Origin of the sequence: Bacillus sp. TSO22 (assembly GCF_020223595.1) — a bacterium.
Lineage (GTDB): Bacteria > Bacillota > Bacilli > Bacillales > Bacillaceae > Bacillus > Bacillus inaquosorum.
This window is the reverse complement of sequence record NZ_JAHAWO010000014.1, coordinates 292,756-308,120: the sequence shown is the minus strand read 5'-3', so window position 1 is coordinate 308,120 and position 15,365 is coordinate 292,756. Positions and strand designations below refer to the sequence as shown.

Here is a 15,365-nt window from a genome sequence, read left to right as displayed (position 1 = left end):
TATTTTTCCAGTAAAGGAGCAGGAAGTCATAAAAGGAAGGAGGAATTCAGATGCAGTAAAAGCGTTTTCAACTAAAGATGGGCGAAATATCACCCGTAAAATACAATCATAAAGGAGGATTACAGAGCATTTAGAAGCATAAATAAGGTCATGCCGTTACATGGATGTTTATAAAGAAATGGTACAGAATAAAAGAGAATATGCTGTTTGTGTGGGATGTTACATAAATGTTACGGTAATAAAGATTGCTTAATATGGAGGGAAAATATGAGTGTAGATGAGAAACCAATTAAGATAAAAGTCGAGAAAGTCTCTAAAATTTTTGGGAAACAAACAAAGAAAGCAGTTCAAATGCTTGCCAACGGAAAGACGAAAAAAGAGATCCTGAAAGCGACCGGATCAACCGTTGGGGTAAACCAGGCAGATTTTGATGTATATGATGGTGAGATATTTGTCATCATGGGTCTATCAGGGAGCGGTAAATCAACTTTAGTACGGATGTTAAACCGGCTTATTGAACCGACTGCCGGAAATATTTACATTGATGGTGACATGATAACAAATATGTCTAAAGACCAGCTCCGGGAAGTCCGCCGGAAGAAAATCAGCATGGTCTTCCAAAAGTTCGCTCTGTTCCCGCATAGAACGATACTTGAAAATACAGAATACGGACTGGAACTTCAAGGTGTAGACAAACAAGAGCGTCAGCAAAAAGCGCTTGAGTCCTTAAAGCTCGTCGGACTTGAAGGGTTTGAACACCAATATCCTGACCAGCTTTCCGGCGGGATGCAGCAGCGTGTCGGCCTTGCCCGCGCGTTGACAAATGATCCGGACATTCTTCTGATGGATGAAGCTTTCAGTGCGCTCGATCCATTGATTCGTAAAGATATGCAGGATGAACTTCTTGATCTTCACGATAATGTCGGAAAAACGATTATCTTTATTACGCACGACTTGGACGAAGCGTTGCGGATCGGCGACAGAATTGTTTTGATGAAGGACGGTAACATCGTTCAAATCGGCACGCCTGAAGAAATCCTGATGAATCCATCTAACGAATATGTTGAGAAATTCGTCGAGGATGTTGATTTATCTAAAGTCCTCACAGCAGGCCACATTATGAAACGTGCTGAAACAGTGCGGATTGATAAAGGGCCTCGCGTGGCATTGACACTGATGAAAAACCTTGGAATTTCTTCAATTTACGCAGTGGATAAACAAAAGAAATTGTTAGGTGTTATCTATGCGTCTGATGCGAAAAAAGCGGCTGAATCTGATTTGTCACTTCAAGATATCTTGAATACAGAATTTACGACTGTACCAGAGGATACGTATTTGACAGAGATTTTTGACGTTGTTTCTGACGCGAATATTCCAATTGCGGTTGTAGATGAGAAGCAAAGAATGAAAGGGATTGTCGTAAAAGGCGCACTGATTGGCGCGCTTGCCGGTAATAACGAGTATATCAATGCTGAAGGCACTGACGAACAAACACAAGATCCTTCTGTACAGGAGGTGAAGTAAGATGGATAGACTGCCTAGAATACCTTTAGCAGATATCATTGACCGTTTTGTTGACTGGATTACGATGACGTTTGGCGGATTCTTCGACGGAATCGCAAACGGATTGGCCGCTTTTGTAAATGGAATTGTCAGCGGACTCGGATTTATCCCATCTATTTTGTTAACGATTATTTTCGCCGCACTTGCGTGGTGGATCAGTACGAGGGGAATTGCGTTATTTACATTGATTGGATTCCTCCTGATTGATTATTTAGGATATTGGGACCCAATGCTGCAAACATTGGCGCTTGTTTTGACATCTGTGATTATTTCGATTGTGGTCGGGGTTCCGATCGGAATTTGGGCGTCCCAGAAAGAAACAGTTCGCCGTATTGTAACGCCTATTCTTGATTTAATGCAGACAATGCCTGCTTTCGTATATCTATTGCCGGCGATTTTCTTCTTCAACATCGGTGTTGTGCCGGGTGTTGTTGCATCTGTTATCTTCGCGATGCCGCCGACAATCCGCATGACTGTTCTGGGTATTAAACAAGTGCCGGCGGATCTGATTGAAGCGACTGAGGCGTTCGGTTCTACAACAGCTCAGCGTTTGTTTAAAGTTCAGCTTCCGCTTGCGACAAAAACCATTTTGGCCGGAATCAACCAAAGCATCATGCTTGCGTTATCAATGGTTGTTATCGCCGCAATGGTCGGTGCGCCTGGACTTGGTTCTGAAGTATACAGTGCCGTTACACAGCTGAAAACCGGGGTCGGCGTAGAGGCCGGTATCGCCATCGTTATCGTTGCCATTACGCTGGACCGCATTACTCAAAATATTAAAGTGAAGAAGAAAAGCAGGGGGAATGCCTGATGCTTAAAAAAATCATCGGTATCGGCGTTTCCGCCATGCTGGCGCTCTCACTTGCGGCTTGCGGGGCGGAAAGCGATGAAAATGCAACCGCGGCTGAACAGGTGAATAAGACCATCATCGGGATTGACCCCGGTTCAGGGATTATGGCCCTGACCGATAAAGCGATGAAGGATTATGACCTGAATGACTGGACATTGATTTCGGCGTCAAGCGCCGCGATGACTGCAACGCTTAAAAAGTCATACGACCGTAAGAAACCGATCATCATTACAGGATGGACACCGCACTGGATGTTCTCCAGATATAAGCTGAAATATCTCGATGATCCGAAACAATCTTATGGCAGCGCAGAGGAAATCCATACGGTCACGCGCAAAGGCTTCAGCAAAGAACAGCCGAATGCCGTAAAGCTACTGAGCCAGTTTAAATGGTCGCAAGACGACATGGGCGAAGTCATGATCAAGGTGGAAGAAGGCGAAAAACCTGCCAAAGCCGCAGCTGAGTATGTGAAGAAACACAAAGATCAGATTGCGGAGTGGACAAAAGGCGTTCAAAAGGTGAAGGGAGACAAAATCAACCTTGCCTATGTGGCGTGGGACAGTGAGATTGCAAGTACAAACGTGGTTGGCAAAGTCTTAGAAGACTTGGGCTATGACGTAACGCTTACTCAGGTAGAGGCCGGTCCAATGTGGACCGCGGTTGCGACGGGAAGCGCCGACGCATCCCTTTCCGCATGGCTGCCGAATACCCATAAAGCATACGCCGCTAAATACAAAGGCAAATATGACGATATAGGCACCAGTATGACTGGCGTGAAGATGGGTCTTGTTGTGCCTCAATATATGAAAAACGTCAACTCAATTGAAGATTTGAAGAAATAATGAAGAAAGCAGCCTGTAGCCAGGCTGCTTTTTTTATTTGTTAAGAAGCGTTAGCGGCAGCGGGTGATTCCGCCTTCTGAAACGTTTTGAGTACGGCATTCGCTAAAATATGAATGCCGTTGAACATCGCGTTTCGGTCAAAGGTCATATGGGGATGATGGAGTCCCGGCTGAAGTCCGCAGCCGAGTCCGAGCATGGTTGTTTTCAGGTTCGGCACTTTCACCGCATAAAAATGGAAATCCTCACCGCCGGTTGTGACAAGCGGTTCATCAAGCTGCTCAGCCCCGATGATATCTGTAATTGCTTCTGCCATGATCGCTTCAGCTTCTTTGTTTTGTGTTGCTGCAGGAAGGCTGTGTTCCTTTTGCAGCTCGATCTTCGCGCCGAATGCAGCGGCGGCCGCTTCGCAGGCTCTTTCTGTTTCGGCGATTAACGTCTCCATGGCTTCATTGGTCTGAGCGCGCAAATCAAGGCTGAACGACGCTTTTCCTGGAATGATGTTAGAGCTTTCACCGCCGGCTTGAAGTTTTGTCATTTTAACGGTATGCGGAATTTTCGGGTCAATATGAATGAGTCCGAGCTTATGTACGAGAAATGCCGCAATTTCAATGCTGTTTTTCCCGAGATGCGGGCGGGCGCCATGGGCCTCCTCTCCGATAATCGTTCCCTCAATATGCTGGCTTGACCCATGCAGGATGGAAGGGGCACAGCGCCCGTTCTGTGTTTCCTGAATCGGACGGACGTGAACGCCGTACAAATAGTCGACATCATCAAGCACGCCTTCTTCTATCATTTTCAAGGCGCCGCCGCCTTTTTCCTCAGCCGGCTGAAAGATAAAACGGATCGTGCCCTTCGGAAGCTCGGGCTGTTTTTTCAGCAGCATTAACGTGCCCAGCGCCATTGTCATATGTGAATCGTGGCCGCAGGAATGGTTGGCGCGGAATGTGCCGTTGACCTCCTGCCATAGCGCATCAATGTCAGCGCGAACAGCTACAACCGGCGAGCCCGAACCGATCTCGCCAACAACCCCGGTGCAGTCTGAAAAAGTGCGCGTCCGGCATCCCAAATCCTCAAGCTTTTGTTTGAGAAATGCAGTTGTCTCATATTCCTTCCAGCTGACTTCAGGGTTCGCGTGCAGATGCTCGAAGATATCCATAACGGTTTGTTTCATGTCTTCGGAAAGCTTTTGCATGGGAAGAAGTACCTCCTTCTATCAAAATGAATTTTACCTTCTTTACTTTATTTATATTGAAACAGGAAGATAGGCTGTATATAATATAGCACATATTGCTACTTTTCAGAATAATGAATATTTTCAAACAGAGGGGATGAATCGAAATATGAGTATGCCAGCGGCCGAAACACAGCCTAAGAAAAAACGAACGACATTTAAAATGCCTGACGCCTATGTCCTCTTATTTATGATTGCTTTCATTTGCGCTATTGCTTCGTATATTGTGCCGGCGGGAGAATTTGACCGCGTGACAAAGGGAGATGTCACGACTGCTGTTCCGGGAAGCTATCATTCAATTGAACAGTCTCCGGTCAGCCTGATCAGCTTTTTTACTTCTCTTCAGGATGGAATGGTCGGATCAGCACCAATCATCTTTCTGATTTTGTTCACAGGCGGTACCATTGCCATTTTAGAAAAAACGGGCGCCATCAACGGCCTGATTTACAATGTCATCAGCAAATTCCGCACAAAGCAATTATTATTTATTTGTATTGTCGGCGCGTTGTTCTCCATTCTCGGAACAACCGGAATTGTCGTAAATTCAGTTATCGGATTTATCCCCATCGGCCTCATAGTCGCACGATCCTTAAAATGGGACGCTGTTGCGGGCGCCGCTGTTATTTACATCGGCTGCTACGCTGGATTTAACTCTACTATTTTATCACCGTCCCCGCTCGGTTTATCGCAATCAATCGCGGAGCTGCCGCTCTTTTCGGGGATCGGCCTGCGTATTGTGATATACATATGCTTTTTGCTTTCTTCTATTATTTATATCTATCTGTATACGAGAAAATTAAAAAAATCAAAGGATGCCAGTGTGTTAGGAACAAATTGGTTCCCGGCGGCAGGAATGGGTGAAGCGGGTAAAGAAGAAGATCAGTCAGTGCCGTTTACCGTTCGCCATAAGCTGATTTTGGCTGTGGCGGGACTGTCGCTGATCGGATTTTTGTACGGCGCTTTAAAGCTGGGCTGGTCTGATTCACAAATGGCTGCGACGTTTATTTTTATTTCTGTCCTTGCCGGTTTAATAGGCGGGCTTGCGGCAAACGATATTGCCAAAACCTTTATTACGGGCTGCCAAAGCCTTGTATACGGGGCGCTGATTGTCGGGATGGCACGAAGTATTTCCGTCATTCTTGAAAACGGCAAGCTCCTCGATACAGTCGTCAATGCCTTGGCTTCGCTTTTGGACGGATTCAGCCCAATTGCCGGCGCGATCGGCATGTATATCGCCAGTGCGCTTCTTCACTTTCTCATCTCTTCAGGGTCTGGAGAGGCCGTTGTATTTATTCCAATTCTGGCGCCGCTCGCTGATTTGATGGGAATTACGAGACAGGTTGCAGTGGAGGCGGTTATGCTTGGAGAAGGAGTCGTCAACTGTGTGAATCCGACATCCGGCGTCCTTATGGCGGTGCTTGCCGCCAGCGGCATTCCGTATATCAAGTGGCTGCGGTTTATGGTGCCGCTTGCTTTGATTTGGTTTTTGATCGGGCTTGTCTTTATTGTGATCGGCGTCATGATCAATTGGGGGCCGTTTTAACGATTGCTGCCCGCCGGCTTGTACGGCGGGCTTTTGAGTTAATCATTGCAGAAGCGCAGGCTGTTATTGTAACATGTAAGCCATAAGCCATTCGTAAAAGTGCGGGAGGAAGGTCATGAATAATCTGCGTAATAGACTTTCAGGCGTGAATGGGAAAAATAAGAGAGTAAAAGAAAATGAACAAAAAATCTGGTCGGAGATTGGGATAATAGCGGGTGCTTTTGCGCTTCTTGATGTGATCATCCGCGGCATTATGTTTGAATTTCCGTTTAAAGAATGGGCTGCAAGCCTTGTGTTTTTGTTCATCATCGTCTTATATTACTGCATCAGAGCAGCAGCATCTGGGATGCTCATGCCGAGAATAGACACCGAAGAAGAACTGCAAAAACGGGTGAAGCAGCAGCGAATAGAGTCAATTGCGGTCGCCTTTGCGGTAGTGGTGCTTACGATGTACGACAGGGGGATTCCCCATACATTCTTCGCTTGGCTGAAAATGGTCCTTCTTTTTATCGTCTGCGGCGGCACTTTGTTTCTGCTTCGATACGTGATTGTGAAGCTGGCTTACAGAAGAGCGATAAAAGAAGAAGTAGAAAAGAAATCATCGTAGTGAGATGGTTTCTTTTTTTGTTTGTAAAGTGAGGGAAACGGCTCACAGTTCGGGGCAGCGTTTTTATTAGGATAGGAATATAGATTTGAATTCTCTCTATCAAGTTGTTTTGATAGGGTGAATGTGATAATTTGAAATGTAAGCGTTAACAAAATTCTCCAGTCTTCACATTCGTTTGAAAGGAGGAAGCGGAAGGATGAAGTAAGAGGGATTTTTGACTCCGCAGTAAGTCTTCAAAAACTAAATAAGGAGTGTCAAGAATGTTTGAAAAACGATTCAAAACCTCTTTACTGCCGTTATTCGCTGGATTTTTATTGCTGTTTCATTTGGTTCTGGCAGGACCGGCGGCTGCGAGTGCTGAAACGGCGAACAAATCGAATGAGCTTACAGCACCGTCGATCAAAAGCGGAACCATTCTTCATGCATGGAATTGGTCGTTCAATACGCTAAAACATAATATGAAGGATATTCATGATGCAGGATATACAGCCATTCAGACGTCTCCGATTAACCAAGTAAAGGAAGGGAATCAAGGAGATAAAAGCATGTCAAACTGGTACTGGCTGTATCAGCCGACATCGTACCAAATTGGCAACCGTTACTTAGGTACTGAACAAGAATTTAAAGAAATGTGTGCAGCAGCTGAAGAATATGGCGTAAAGGTCATTGTTGACGCGGTCATCAATCATACCACCAGTGACTATGCTGCGATTTCCAATGAGATTAAGAGTATTCCAAACTGGACCCATGGAAACACACAAATTAAAAACTGGTCAGATCGATGGGATGTCACGCAGAATTCATTGCTCGGGCTGTATGATTGGAATACACAGAATACACAAGTACAGTCCTATCTGAAACGTTTCTTAGAAAGAGCATTGAATGATGGGGCAGACGGATTTCGATTTGATGCCGCCAAACATATAGAACTTCCCGATGATGGGAATTACGGCAGTCAATTTTGGCCGAATATCACAAATACATCTGCGGAGTTCCAATACGGAGAAATACTGCAAGATAGTGCCTCCAGAGATGCCGCATATGCGAATTATATGAATGTGACAGCATCTAACTATGGACATTCCATAAGGTCCGCTTTAAAGAATCGTAATCTTAGCGTGTCGAATATCTCCCATTATGCATCTGATGTGGCTGCGGACAAGTTAGTCACATGGGTGGAATCGCATGATACGTATGCCAATGATGATCAAGAGTCTACATGGATGAGTGATGACGATATTCGTTTAGGCTGGGCAGTCATTGCTTCTCGCTCAGGCAGTACGCCTCTCTTCTTTTCCAGACCTGAGGGCGGCGGAAATGGTGTGAGATTCCCAGGGAAAAGCCAAATAGGCGACCGCGGAAGTGCTTTATTTGAAGATCAGGCTATCGCTGCGGTCAATACATTTCACAATGTAATGGCTGGACAGCCTGAGGAACTCTCGAATCCGAATGGAAATAACCAGATATTCATGAATCAGCGCGGCTCACATGGCGTTGTGTTGGCAAATGCAGGTTCATCTTCTGTCACCATCAATGCTTTAACGAAATTACCTGATGGCAGCTATGCTAATAAAGCTGGGGATGGTTCATTTCAAGTAACGGACGGTAAACTGACAGGCACGATCAATGCCAGATCAGTGGTTGTTCTTTATCCTGACAATATTGAAAATGCACCTCATGTCTTCCTTGAGAATGTCAAAACAGGAGTAACCCATTCTTTCAATGATCAATTGACGATCACCCTGCGTGCAGATGCGAATACAGCAAAAGCCGTGTATCAAATCAATAATGGGCAAGAGACAGCGTTTAAGGATGGAGACCAATTAACGATCGGAAAAGGAGATCCATTTGGCACAACATACGACATCACGTTAACAGGAACGAACAGTGATGGTGTAACGAGGGCCCAAGAGTACAGCTTTGTAAAAAGAGACCCGTCTGCGGCCAAAACAATTGGCTATCAAAATCCGAATCATTGGGGCCAAGTAAATGCTTATATCTATAAACATGATGGAGGCCGAGCGATAGAATTGACCGGATCTTGGCCGGGAAAAGCAATGACTAAGAATGCAGATGGAATTTACATGCTGACGCTGCCGGCGGATACGGATACAACCAACGCCAAAGTGATTTTTAATAATGGCAGCGCCCAAGTGCCTGGACAGAACCAGCCTGGCTTTGATTACGTGCAAAATGGTTTATATAACGACTCTGGCTTAAGCGGTTCTCTGCCTCATTGAGGGCAAGCGATCAGAGGGAAAATTCCCAAGAAACCATCCTAGATGGTTTCTTTTTTTGTTCATAAATCAGACAAAACTTTTCTCTTGCAATAGTTTGTGAAATGTTGCACAATATAAATGTGAAATACTTCACAAACAGACATCAAAGAAAAACATACCCTGGAAGGATGATTAATGATGAATAAACATGTAAATAAAGTAGCTTTAATCGGAGCGGGTTTTGTTGGTAGCAGTTATGCATTTGCGTTAATTAACCAAGCGATCACAGATGAGCTTGTGGTCATTGATTTAAATAAAGAAAAAGCAATGGGCGATGTAATGGATTTAAACCACGGAAAGGCGTTTGCGCCGCAACCGGTCAAAACATCTTACGGAACATATGAAGACTGCAAGGATGTTGATATTGTCTGCATCTGCGCCGGAGCAAACCAAAAACCTGGTGAGACGCGCCTAGAATTAGTAGAAAAGAACTTAAAGATTTTCAAAGGCATCGTCAGTGAAGTCATGGCGAGCGGATTTGACGGCATTTTCTTAATCGCGACAAATCCGGTTGATATTCTGACTTACGCTACATGGAAATTCAGCGGCCTGCCAAAAGAGCGGGTGATCGGAAGCGGTACAACACTAGATTCTGCGAGATTCCGTTACATGCTGAGCGAATACTTTGGCGCAGCTCCTCAAAACGTGCACGCGCATATTATCGGAGAGCACGGCGACACAGAGCTTCCTGTCTGGAGCCACGCGAATGTCGGCGGAGTGCCGGTCAGTGAACTCGTTGAGAAAAACGATGCGTACAAACAAGAGGAGCTTGACCAGATCGTAGATGACGTGAAAAACGCTGCTTACCATATCATTGAGAAAAAAGGTGCAACTTATTACGGCGTTGCGATGAGCCTCGCCCGCATTACAAAAGCCATTCTTCATAATGAAAACAGCATTTTAACTGTCAGCACATATTTGGACGGACAATACGGCGCAGATGACGTGTACATTGGCGTTCCGGTTGTCGTAAACCGCGGAGGAGTTGCAGGCATCACTGAGCTGAACTTAAATGAGAAAGAAAAAGAACAGTTCCTTCACAGCGCCGGCGTCCTTAAAAACATCTTAAAACCGCATTTTGCAGAACAAAAGATCAACTAATCGCAACTATAGAGTAAAGGGCTGATTGTCAATGTGGGAGCAGTTGTATGATCCGTTTGGAAACGAGTATGTGAGCGCACTTGTGGCGCTCACTCCGATTCTCTTTTTTCTCTTGGCTTTAACTGTTTTTAAAATGAAAGGCATTCTTGCGGCATTTCTTACCCTAGCCGTCAGTTTCTTCGTCTCCGTTTTGGCATTTCATATGCCGGTTGAAAAAGCAATTTCTTCTGTTTTACTAGGAATCGGGAGCGGTTTGTGGCCGATTGGCTACATCGTTCTGATGGCGGTGTGGCTGTATAAAATTGCAGTGAAAACCGGGAAATTTACCATTATTCGTTCCAGCATAGCCGGCATTTCGCCTGACCAAAGAATACAGCTATTATTAATTGGTTTTTGTTTTAACGCGTTTTTGGAAGGCGCGGCCGGTTTTGGTGTTCCGATTGCGATTAGTGCGGCGTTGCTCGTCGAACTTGGTTTTAAACCGTTAAAAGCGGCGGCGCTCTGTTTGATTGCGAACGCAGCCTCTGGAGCCTTTGGTGCGATTGGAATTCCTGTAATCACAGGGGCACAGATTGGTGATTTGTCTGCTCTTGAGCTGTCACGGACATTGATGTGGACACTGCCGATGATCTCATTTTTGATTCCGTTTCTGCTTGTATTCCTATTAGATCGAATGAAGGGAATCAAACAGACATGGCCTGCCCTGTTGGTTGTGAGCGGTGTGTATACAGCGGTTCAGACACTGACAATGGCGGTGCTTGGACCGGAATTAGCAAACATTTTGGCGGCTTTATTCAGCATGGGCGGTCTTGCGCTCTTCCTCCGCAAATGGCAGCCGAAAGAGATTTACCGGGAGGAAGGAGCCGGCGAGACTGGTGAGAAAAAGGCATACAGTGCCGCTGACATTGCGAAAGCATGGTCTCCTTTCTACATTTTAACTGCCGCGATCACAATCTGGAGCCTTCCTGCCTTCAAAGCGCTATTCCAAGAAGGCGGGCTGTTATATCAGACAACACTATTATTGAAAATGCCTTTTCTGCATCAGCAAATTATGAAAATGCCGCCGATTGCGCCATCGGCCATGCCGTTAGATGCAGTCTTTAAAGTCGATCTGCTGTCAGCGACTGGTACAGCGATTTTAGCGGCAGTCATCGTGACAGGGCTGTTCAGCAAAAATTTCTCTTATCGGGATGCCTTTGCTTCCTTGAAGGAGACAGGAAAAGAGCTGTGGGTGCCGATTATCACGATCTGCTTCGTAATGGGGTTTGCCAATCTGGCCAACTTCGCAGGGCTCAGCTCTTCAATTGGGTTGGCACTGGCGAAAACAGGAGATTTGTTCCCGTTTGTCAGTCCTGTTCTCGGCTGGATCGGCGTGTTCATTACCGGTTCTGTTGTCAGCAATAACGCTTTGTTCGGACATTTGCAGGTTGTCACCGGAGCGCAGATCGGTGCGGGTTCTGATTTGCTGTTAGCTGCAAATACGGCGGGCGGGGTGATGGCGAAACTCGTTTCTCCTCAGTCTATCGCCATCGCCGCCGCAGCGGTCGGACAGACTGGCAAGGAATCTAAACTGTTTAAACGGACAGTGGCGTACAGTCTGATTCTGTTATTGATCATTTGTATATGGACGTTTATTCTTGCAAGATTAGGGTTGTAATCGAAAAAAGCAGTACATGTCAGCCATGTACTGCTTTTTTGTTAATTTGCTTTCTTCGCCATTTCCGCTGTTGTTTTCACTCTGGCTTTTCCCATAAACAAAACGGTAACCGCCGCGAGGACAATTGGAATCAAAGCGAGCAAAAAGACATATGTGATGCTTGATGACATCGCGTCAATAATGCGATTCAGGATCGCCTCAGGAATCTGGGAACGTGTTCCTGCTTGAAAAATCTCCTGCGGGTCGCCGATATTTTGCGCGGCGCCTGAGCCTGCTGAGCCTTTCATGCCGCTGAAGCCGTCGCTCAGCTCGTTTGTGAATACGTTTGTTTGCACCGTTCCGAAAATGGTGACGCCCAAGGTCATGCCGAATGACCGCAAAAATGAATTTGTAGAGTTGGCCGTTCCCCGAAAACGAGGCTCAAGATCATTCATAGAAGCCGCCGGCAGCAGGGAGAAGTTAAAGCCTACACCAAATCCTGAAATCATCATAAAGACGGTCAGCCATACCCGTGCTGTGTCAGGCGTCATATTGGAAAGAAGCAGCATGCCGATAAAGAAAGCGATAACAGATATCAGCATCAAATTGCGGAAGCTGACCTTCGTTTGGAAGATCCCGCCGATCATGCTTCCGATGACTGATCCAATCATCATCGGCGTCAGAATAAAGCCCGCGCTTGTCGCTGAGCTGCCGTATACCGCCTGAACGAAAATCGGAATAAATACCGCTAAAATAATGAATGTTCCGCCATACAGGAAAGCGAGAATCTGTGCTGTGGCAAACAAACGGTTTTTAAACATCCAGAAAGAAATAATCGGCTCTTCCGCTTTTCTCTCCACAATAAAAAAGGCAATGAAGAAAACAGCGAATACAATAAGCAGGCCAATGATCTGAATGGAATTCCAATCGTATGTTTTGCCGCCAAGCTCAAGTGCGAACATCAGGCATACAATGGATACGACTAAGGTAACCGCGCCGCCCCAGTCAATTTTCTGCTTTCTGTGCTCCAGAGATTCTTTGTAGTAGCGAATAATGAAAAACAATGACAATGCGCCGATCGGCACATTGATGTAAAACACCCAGTGCCAGCTGATCGAATCTGTAATGATCGCGCCTAACAGCGGCCCAAGAACACTGGATAATCCGAATACAGCACCGAACATGCCGGACATTTTTCCGCGTTTTTCCGGCGGAAACAAATCAAAGATAATGGTAAAGGCAATCGGCAGGAGCGCGCCGCCTCCAATCCCTTGAATGGCCCGGTAGATGATCAGCTGATTCATCGTCTGTGCAATTCCGCATAAAGCCGACCCGATTAAGAAAAAAATAAGTCCAAACAGGAAAAAACGTTTTCGGCCGTACATATCGGAAAGCTTGCCGTAAATCGGCATTCCAGCCATGACCGCCACCATATAGGATGCCGTTACCCAAGCAAATTTATCAAAGCTCCCAAGATCGGCTACGATGCTGCCCATTGCGGTGGCAACAATCGTATTGTCCATTGCAGACATCAAGATGCCCAGCAGGAGACCGAGGACCACAAATTTGGTGGAAGCCTGTTTTGCTGATGTTGTGTCCATTTGTTCTACCTCCTCTTACTTTTCTATGTAAGTTCTGATATCATGATAATAGTTTGATCATTGAATATCTCGATTATCAAGATAAATTCGATTCTATAGGGAGGACTGTCAGTTGTCAACAAGAAATTCCAGAAGTGAGTTGGAAAAGACTGCCGTTCAGCTTTTTCGGAAATTGGGCACAAGAACGGTTCTGTTTCATCAGGCAGCCGCTCAGGCTCTCGGTCTGTTTCCCACCGATTTGAAATCAGCTGACATCTTAAATGAAGCGGGACCGATGACGGCCGGAGAGCTGGGGAAAAAGACAGGCCTCAGCACAGGTTCTGTCACAGCGCTTGTAGATCGGTTAGAAAAAGCGGGGTATGTGGCTCGTGAAAAGGACCCGAACGACCGCAGAAGAGTCATGATCGTCCCTTTGACCGCTTCGAAAAAACATGTAAAGGATTTGTTCCGCTCTCTGTCAGAGTCGACGATGGATTTGTGCCGCGAGTATACGGAAGAGGAACTGGAACTCATTTTCAGCTTCGTAGGCAAAGCTGCCGATATCATGGAGGAAGAGCTTGAACGTCTGAAACAGTAAGCGAAATTGTGCATAGCTTGGCCCGTTCCCGAATAAATTGTACAAGTTACGTAAGAGAAGGGAGTACAGGCTGGTGAACATTTTTTTGAGCTATATTGTGCTGGGACTGTCCTTGTCAGCGCCTGTGGGACCAGTAAATGCGGCGCAAATAGACAAAGGAATTAAAAACGGTTTTTGGCATGCATGGATTTTTGGTTTAGGCGCCATGACAGCGGACGGACTGTACATGCTTTTTATCTATTTCGGGCTGTCGCAGTTTTTGACTGCTCCGTTTGTGAAAACGTTTTTGTGGCTCTTCGGCTTTTTTGTTCTGACCTATACCGGAATTGAAACACTGAAAAATGTCAGAGAACCGATGGATGTGCGCAGCTCACGGGGAAAAGCGTCATACAGGAAAACGTTCGCTTCGGGTTTTCTCATTTCACTGTCAAATCCATTGAGCATCCTTTTTTGGCTTGGGATTTACGGGAGCATACTTGCGAAAACAGCAGAGGCCTACAATATGAATCAGCTTCTTATCTATAGCTCCGGCATCATGATCGGCATTTTAATCTGGGATTTTTGCATGGCTATCACAGCCAGCATGTTCAGAAATCTGCTTCATGAAAAGCTATTGAGAGGATTGACCGGAATCGCTGGTGTATCCCTCCTTGTATTTGGCTTTTACTTCGGTTATCAGGGCATCAAACAGTTACTGGGCTGATTCATGAAGGACAGTCACCTGCCGCCTCCAGTTTTAATATAGTATCCAGATGATACTGGAGGTGGATCAATGGTGAATGGGATTTACACCAAAAGTTTTCTGGAACGTAATCAAGAAGAGCTTCCTGAATGGCAAAGAATCGCTTTTGAGCTGCTGGCAGAAACTGTGGCGGATGACGCGGATACGTTTCCATGCATTCCCGGACGCCAGTCATTTCTGAATGATCAGCTTCGCATTGCTTTTGCCGGAGATCCGCGGGAAAACCGAACGGCGGAGGAACTGGCTCCATTGCTTGCGGAGTACGGAAAGATATCGCGGGACACTGGAAAGTATGCATCTCTCGTTGTGTTGTTTGATACACCGGAAGATTTGGCTGAGCACTATTCGATTGAAGCGTATGAAGAGCTGTTTTGGAGCTTTTTAAATAGACTGAGTCATCAAGATGAAAAAGAGTGGCCGGAAGACATTCCGGCCGATCCCGAGCATTATAAATGGGAGTTTTGTTTTGACGGTGAGCCATACTTTATTCTGTGCGCTACACCGGGGCACGAGGCGAGAAGAAGCCGGAGCTTTCCCTATTTTATGATCGCGTTTCAGCCAAGGTGGGTGTTTGATGACCTAAATGGTTCAACTGTATCCGGCCGGAACATGAGCAGGCTGATCCGATCCCGTTTAAAGGCCTACGATCAAGCTCCGATTCACCCGCAATTAGGCTGGTACGGAGGAAAGGATAATCGCGAATGGAAACAGTATTTCCTCCGTGACGACGAAAAACAGGTATCGAGGTGCCCGTTTTCTTATTTAAAGAACATGTTCAACAAAATGAAATAAA

13 protein-coding genes are annotated in these 15,365 nt (G+C 45.9%); 11 read left to right on the top strand and 2 right to left on the bottom strand.

All coding sequences use genetic code 11. The annotated features are described in order from the left end of the window. The first annotated feature begins 267 nt into the window (after positions 1-267). The 3 genes from opuAA to opuAC are packed head-to-tail and all read left to right on the top strand — an operon-like array spanning position 268 to position 3,255. A complete protein-coding gene (gene opuAA, locus KHQ79_RS18755) occupies positions 268-1,524 on the top strand; it encodes a glycine/proline betaine ABC transporter ATP-binding protein OpuAA (RefSeq protein ID WP_019257400.1) in 1,257 nt (418 codons plus the stop codon). A 1-nt stretch (position 1,525) separates the two neighbouring features. After that, positions 1,526-2,374 (top strand): glycine/proline betaine ABC transporter permease subunit OpuAB, encoded by an 849-nt coding sequence (gene opuAB, locus KHQ79_RS18750; RefSeq protein WP_003241221.1) that lies wholly within the window; start codon positions 1,526-1,528, stop codon positions 2,372-2,374. After that, the gene (opuAC, locus tag KHQ79_RS18745; protein WP_225516514.1) at positions 2,374-3,255 is read left to right on the top strand and encodes a glycine betaine ABC transporter substrate-binding protein; all 882 of its coding nucleotides are present in this window, start codon (positions 2,374-2,376) and stop codon (positions 3,253-3,255) included. Before opuAB ends, opuAC begins: the two co-directional genes overlap by 1 nt. A gap of 40 nt (positions 3,256-3,295) precedes the next feature. On the opposite strand, the gene KHQ79_RS18740 is transcribed toward opuAC, so the two are convergent. Then, positions 3,296-4,447 carry a M20 peptidase aminoacylase family protein gene (locus tag KHQ79_RS18740; RefSeq protein ID WP_225516512.1) on the bottom strand — a complete coding sequence of 384 codons (1,152 nt, stop codon included), beginning with the start codon at positions 4,445-4,447 and terminating at the stop codon, positions 3,296-3,298. A 148-nt stretch (positions 4,448-4,595) separates the two neighbouring features. On the opposite strand from KHQ79_RS18740, the gene KHQ79_RS18735 reads away from it, so the two are divergent. The 5 genes from KHQ79_RS18735 to KHQ79_RS18715 all read left to right on the top strand — a co-directional run bounded on the left by KHQ79_RS18735 (position 4,596) and on the right by KHQ79_RS18715 (position 11,673). Then, the gene (locus KHQ79_RS18735) at positions 4,596-6,029 is read left to right on the top strand and encodes a YfcC family protein (protein WP_225516510.1); all 1,434 of its coding nucleotides are present in this window, start codon (positions 4,596-4,598) and stop codon (positions 6,027-6,029) included. 115 nt (positions 6,030-6,144) lie between these two features. Beyond that, positions 6,145-6,636 (top strand): DUF6773 family protein, encoded by a 492-nt coding sequence (locus KHQ79_RS18730; RefSeq protein ID WP_225516508.1) that lies wholly within the window; start codon positions 6,145-6,147, stop codon positions 6,634-6,636. 260 nt (positions 6,637-6,896) lie between these two features. Continuing rightward, positions 6,897-8,876: an alpha-amylase gene (amyE, locus tag KHQ79_RS18725; protein WP_225516506.1), complete on the top strand. Its 1,980-nt coding sequence runs from the start codon at positions 6,897-6,899 to the stop codon at positions 8,874-8,876. 174 nt (positions 8,877-9,050) lie between these two features. After that, positions 9,051-10,016: an L-lactate dehydrogenase gene (locus tag KHQ79_RS18720; protein ID WP_225516504.1), complete on the top strand. Its 966-nt coding sequence runs from the start codon at positions 9,051-9,053 to the stop codon at positions 10,014-10,016. 31 nt (positions 10,017-10,047) lie between these two features. Next, complete coding sequence (locus KHQ79_RS18715) at positions 10,048-11,673, top strand: L-lactate permease (protein ID WP_060397877.1); 1,626 nt, start codon at positions 10,048-10,050, stop codon at positions 11,671-11,673. A 41-nt stretch (positions 11,674-11,714) separates the two neighbouring features. Here KHQ79_RS18715 and bmr3 read toward each other — a convergent pair whose 3' ends face one another. Then, on the bottom strand, positions 11,715-13,253 hold the full coding sequence (gene bmr3, locus KHQ79_RS18710; protein ID WP_225516502.1) for a multidrug efflux MFS transporter Bmr3: 1,539 nt from the start codon (positions 13,251-13,253) through the stop codon (positions 11,715-11,717). 112 nt (positions 13,254-13,365) lie between these two features. On the opposite strand from bmr3, the gene KHQ79_RS18705 reads away from it, so the two are divergent. The 3 genes from KHQ79_RS18705 to KHQ79_RS18695 all read left to right on the top strand — a co-directional run bounded on the left by KHQ79_RS18705 (position 13,366) and on the right by KHQ79_RS18695 (position 15,364). Further along, positions 13,366-13,830 carry a MarR family transcriptional regulator gene (locus KHQ79_RS18705; protein WP_003241197.1) on the top strand — a complete coding sequence of 155 codons (465 nt, stop codon included), beginning with the start codon at positions 13,366-13,368 and terminating at the stop codon, positions 13,828-13,830. Between the two features lie 73 nt (positions 13,831-13,903). Continuing rightward, on the top strand, positions 13,904-14,533 hold the full coding sequence (locus KHQ79_RS18700; protein ID WP_044453439.1) for a LysE family translocator: 630 nt from the start codon (positions 13,904-13,906) through the stop codon (positions 14,531-14,533). Positions 14,534-14,602: 69 nt separating this feature from the next. Next, positions 14,603-15,364 carry a YqcI/YcgG family protein gene (locus KHQ79_RS18695; RefSeq protein WP_003241194.1) on the top strand — a complete coding sequence of 254 codons (762 nt, stop codon included), beginning with the start codon at positions 14,603-14,605 and terminating at the stop codon, positions 15,362-15,364. The last annotated feature ends 1 nt before the right edge of the window (position 15,365 follow it).